Here is a 4,055-nt window from a genome sequence, read left to right as displayed (position 1 = left end):
AATCGTTTGTTTCTAAATTTTCAAAATCAATTTCTCTTTTTGATAAAATAATATTTTTATTTTTTTTGTTATTGTTATTGTTATTGTTAATGTTAATGTGTTGTCGTGATGAACTCATCATGATGTCATCATGACCTCGTGATGATGTCATCATGACATCATCATGTTCTCTTGATGAATTATCTTTCTGCTTATTTCTCTTAGTATTCGCAGCTTTTATAGCTTTTTCTGAGAGTCTATTTAAATTCTCATTGCAATTTAGTAACTCTTCTTCAACTTGTGCACTCCATAAATTTCCATTTTCCAAGCGGATAATTAATTTTTTTCGAATGAGTTTTTCTAATGATTTTTTAAAAGTTTGTACTGAACAGCCAACAGCACGTGCTAAAACAGAGGCATCATCATAAAGAGGTTCACAAGTTCTATACATAAAAGCAGTGAGTGTACTATAAGTGGCTTTTTCTGCTGCATCAGTGCCAGCAAAGTCCATAATCCACTCTTGATAAAAATTACGTACCCAAGGTAATTTATTTGCCATAATTACCCTCCTGCTCTTCAGTAAAAGCTGCTTCTTTTAATTCCTCTTCAACATCTAAATTCCACAAGCGACCATCTGCTAAACGAATGAAATATCCTTCTTCAAGCAAAACATTCAGTGCCGCTTCAAACTTCTTCACTGAATAACCCGTGTAATTAGATAAAACTTTAATATTATAAAAAAGAGGTTCACCAGTATGCAACATACGTAACCGTAATCGCATATAGATATTGCCCTCTACAGCAGGCAAATAATCAACAACTATTGCCCACTTGTCTGCAAAAAGCCTCGTCCATGGTAATTTACTGGACATACCCCAATTCCCTTTCTTTAACTAAATATAAAATTGCTAAAGCATCTGCTTCATTATCATCACATGGCTTGTGTCCTTTAAGACACATTGCCTTAATCATCTCTTCTTTCGACGCATTCCCCTTGCCTGTCGTCGCTTTCTTAATCGTACTTACTGGTATCCCCTCATACGGTATCTGATGCTGTTCACACCACGCCGTTAACGTTGCTAACAAACCACCGTAAACATGCGCTGCATCTGTACCTTTATGACGCCTCACCTCTTCAAAATACACCACGTCAATTTGACCTGCTGTCTGCTTTATTTCTGATAGCCATTGTTTAAAACGCAAGTAACGCATTCCACCGCCTTCAAAACGGCGCGATTGAAAATTCACGGTACCACTAAACATGTCACCACTTGCACCACGTATCGCCCACCCCGTTTTGGTACCTAGATCAAAACAAAGAATCGTGTTAATCACCGCTCCTCTCCATACAAAACGTATTTTATAAAATTACTGTTTTCCCAAAGCGGAGGAGAAAGAGATATGAGAAATATGCAAGAAAATTTTGTAGAATTAACTGACATTACAATTAACATGAACAATAAATTGAATAACATTGAAACAGAACTCGCAACATTCAAAAGACAAAGTATATTGAAAAAAGACCTTCCCCAAATGATAAGAAATTCCTTAGAAACTTTGTGGACAGAAAACATAGCAGAAGGTTTAGGACCAAAGATGAAAGTTGAGATCTTTAATCTTAAACCTGAAGATCTATCACCAGAAGGTATTCTCATAGAATTTTCCATCAAAAACCCCACAGACCGACCAATGAAAATGAACTATATACGAATAGATGAAAATAGCCCTTTCGAATTCGTTCAAGCATTCTATCCAACTCCTTATCCATACTCTCAAAGCTCTCCAAGAAGCATTCTTAAAACATCTCCCAAATGTATCGATTTAATAACTCCCGTTACAACAAATCCTGTCATCCAAAACAACGTATTAGAAAGAGGAATTGACCTATTTACAGTGAATGGTGGGTATAGTTTTCGATGGGAATTAAAAATTCGCTCCATAGAAACAGAAAATCATGATAAACTATCCGTTCCGATCTTTATCTTAGAACATACTTCATCATATGACCCACATAAAACACTTGAAGTTCGCTTTTGGCCCAGCTTTTTTCGAAAATTAAGTCATCAACGATGATAATCTTATAAGATTGGGAATTAGGTTTTACTTATCTTCTCACCTATTAAGGTGAGAAGATGAAAGTATTTATTAGTTTGTTCTTTTTCATGAATCATAACCTCCAAAGGTTCCTATAACTCTTCTTTCTTGTACTTTCTTTTTCAACTCTTCAATTGACATATTTAACTTTACAATTAATATATCTTTTTCCTTCAGTTCTGTTTTGAGCTCTTGTTCTCTATTGCGATAGAGCAAAACAAAAAAGAACATAGCGATAACACAAAAGAACATAACCGCATTGGTAGTAAAAAACGTAATAATTGCTACTAAACTCATCTCTCTCTCCTCACTTACCCTTCTTCTTACTCTTCTTATTCTTATGAGGCGGCACTTTTACTGCTTCATCACGCTGTTTAAGCTCTTGTGTTAGTCTTTCAACTTCCTCGTCGCGTGATTGAACATCTGCTTTTAGTGCCTGTATCTTTTCACTTTTCCGTTTAAACTCTTCTCGGTACGCATCTATCTTTTGTTTCAGTTCTTTAATTTCCTCCTCACGTTCTTTAATCTCTTGCTTCAGTTCATCAATTTCCTCGTCGTCACATTCTTCCATCTTTTGCTTCAGTTCTTTAATTTCCGTATCACGTGATTGAACATCTGCTTCGAGTGTCATTACAACTTCACTTACATTTCTGAACGCCTTTTCATGCTCTTCAGTCTTTTGTTTCAGTTGTTTAATTTTCTCGTCACGTTCTTTAATCTCTTGCTTCAGTTTTTTAATTTCTGCTTCAGACTTTCCTATATCCGCATCACATTCATAAGTTATATTTCTATTCCCTAATATAAAATCAGTATTTACCTTTTTTACTCTTGCCCTAAGATATTGAATCTCCTCTGAAAGAGCCTTAACTTGGTCGCGATAATGCAATGCAATACGAAACATCACTCCGCTTAAGAGCAAAACTGAAACCACTGCTATCCATAAAATTTCATTCGAACTCATCTTTATCTCCTTAATGCTGTAAAGTTTCTCCGGTGTGATCAACACCGCAGCTCTTGCTAATTTTCGACAATGGGGGGTGTTGCTCTTGCATTAATCTCTGCAAGCGCTCGGGATAAAAAAAATCTTCTGGACGCAAATCTATCCCATGCTCACGTGCGTAATCTAAAATTTTTTGCTGGTGTTTTGCTGGTATATCACGCCATCTATAAACAGATGACACATCTCTTTGCACTATGGTTGCTACAGTTTTGAAACCACCTAAATATTTTATAATGAATCTCGAAGGCATATGTAATCTCCATAACAGCGCAATAAATAATTGCACTTTTTACATATGTCAACAAAAAATGCACCTTTCACATTTTTGCATTTTACGTATTTTTAGGGATAATATTTAAATTATGAGTAGCAATATTGAAAAAAGTATCCAACAATGGCTAGAAAAAAAATTAGACGAGCGCGGACACGGTGCTCAAATAGAACTAGCCGCCTACTTGGGAATCCATCAATCCACTATAAGCAGAATGATTAATCCTTACAAAAATGGAAAATCAAGAAGCATAAGTATTGGGGAATTAGTTAAAATAGCTGAGTTTTTTAACGAGCCCCCCCCCAATTTCTTCAATGATGTTGATCAAGAATTTATGAATTTTTATCGTGATCTTTCTGAAGAAAACAAGAAGTCTGTGATTTTATATATTGAGTTTTTAAGGCAATCAAAAGATAAGTTATAGTTTCCTTTTCTTTCTGAGAAAACCCTTTTAAAAGATTAGAATCTTGTTCCGCTATTTGCATTTTGTATCTCCATAAATTGTGGATAGTGCACTTTTTAAAAAAACATATCTAGCATAAATATGCACTTTTTACATTTTTATGTTGACACTTGCACTTTTTGCATATATTTATCTCCCATATCTTAGAAAATAACTTTTGCCAATAGGCTGTATGGAGGCATTTGTGAATAAACCAGTGTTTATAAATTCTGATGAAATTCTCTTAGTGATGTGCGAAAATGAAGAAC

8 protein-coding genes are annotated in these 4,055 nt (G+C 35.0%); 2 read left to right on the top strand and 6 right to left on the bottom strand.

Features of this window, described 5'->3' with window-relative positions; all coding sequences use genetic code 11:
* From ACFILW_RS08985 to ACFILW_RS08975, 3 genes are all read right to left on the bottom strand, one after another.
* Nucleotides 1–538, bottom strand: a 538-nt coding sequence (locus ACFILW_RS08985) for a DUF1376 domain-containing protein (RefSeq protein WP_375685608.1), incomplete at its 3' end; no start/stop codon positions are given.
* Complete coding sequence (locus ACFILW_RS08980) at nt 528–851, bottom strand: DUF1376 domain-containing protein (protein WP_375685606.1); 324 nt, start codon at nt 849–851, stop codon at nt 528–530. The genes ACFILW_RS08980 and ACFILW_RS08985, both read right to left, overlap by 11 nt.
* Entirely contained in the window at nt 841–1,314 is a 474-nt protein-coding gene (locus ACFILW_RS08975; protein ID WP_375685604.1) for a crossover junction endodeoxyribonuclease RuvC, read from the bottom strand. The genes ACFILW_RS08980 and ACFILW_RS08975 overlap by 11 nt, the downstream gene beginning before the upstream one ends.
* 66 nt (nt 1,315–1,380) lie before the next feature.
* Here ACFILW_RS08975 and ACFILW_RS08970 point away from each other — a divergent pair, with 66 nt between their 5' ends.
* Nucleotides 1,381–2,052, top strand: coding sequence for a hypothetical protein (locus ACFILW_RS08970; RefSeq protein WP_375621782.1), 672 nt, complete (start codon nt 1,381–1,383; stop codon nt 2,050–2,052).
* A gap of 87 nt (nt 2,053–2,139) precedes the next feature.
* On the opposite strand, the gene ACFILW_RS08965 is transcribed toward ACFILW_RS08970, so the two are convergent.
* Genes ACFILW_RS08965 through ACFILW_RS08955 form a run of 3 tightly spaced genes read right to left on the bottom strand, consistent with a single transcriptional unit; the run spans nt 2,140 to nt 3,323 of the window.
* Nucleotides 2,140–2,370, bottom strand: coding sequence for a hypothetical protein (locus ACFILW_RS08965; RefSeq protein WP_208434686.1), 231 nt, complete (start codon nt 2,368–2,370; stop codon nt 2,140–2,142).
* A 10-nt stretch (nt 2,371–2,380) separates the two neighbouring features.
* Entirely contained in the window at nt 2,381–3,034 is a 654-nt protein-coding gene (locus ACFILW_RS08960) for a hypothetical protein (protein ID WP_375685602.1), read from the bottom strand.
* Between the two features lie 10 nt (nt 3,035–3,044).
* Complete coding sequence (locus ACFILW_RS08955) at nt 3,045–3,323, bottom strand: hypothetical protein (protein ID WP_375685600.1); 279 nt, start codon at nt 3,321–3,323, stop codon at nt 3,045–3,047.
* Nucleotides 3,324–3,435: 112 nt separating this feature from the next.
* On the opposite strand from ACFILW_RS08955, the gene ACFILW_RS08950 reads away from it, so the two are divergent.
* Nucleotides 3,436–3,768 (top strand): helix-turn-helix domain-containing protein, encoded by a 333-nt coding sequence (locus ACFILW_RS08950; RefSeq protein WP_375612684.1) that lies wholly within the window; start codon nt 3,436–3,438, stop codon nt 3,766–3,768.
* The last annotated feature ends 287 nt before the right edge of the window (nt 3,769–4,055 follow it).

The sequence above is a fragment of the Bartonella sp. TT110JLCBS genome, from assembly GCF_042193405.1.
Lineage (GTDB): Bacteria > Pseudomonadota > Alphaproteobacteria > Rhizobiales > Rhizobiaceae > Bartonella.
Note: the sequence above shows the minus strand (reverse complement) of the source record. Positions and strands in the feature narration are given on the sequence as shown.

What these genes read in the sequence shown, in the direction of transcription:
- ACFILW_RS08960 (WP_375685602.1), bottom strand. Translation starts at nt 3,034, where the DNA reads ATGAGTTCGAATGAAATTTTATGGATAGCAGTGGTTTCAGTTTTGCTC.
- ACFILW_RS08970 (WP_375621782.1), top strand. Translation starts at nt 1,381, where the DNA reads ATGAGAAATATGCAAGAAAATTTTGTAGAATTAACTGACATTACAATT.
- ACFILW_RS08980 (WP_375685606.1), bottom strand. Translation starts at nt 851, where the DNA reads ATGTCCAGTAAATTACCATGGACGAGGCTTTTTGCAGACAAGTGGGCA.
- ACFILW_RS08955 (WP_375685600.1), bottom strand. Translation starts at nt 3,323, where the DNA reads ATGCCTTCGAGATTCATTATAAAATATTTAGGTGGTTTCAAAACTGTA.
- ACFILW_RS08950 (WP_375612684.1), top strand. Translation starts at nt 3,436, where the DNA reads ATGAGTAGCAATATTGAAAAAAGTATCCAACAATGGCTAGAAAAAAAA.
- ACFILW_RS08965 (WP_208434686.1), bottom strand. Translation starts at nt 2,370, where the DNA reads ATGAGTTTAGTAGCAATTATTACGTTTTTTACTACCAATGCGGTTATG.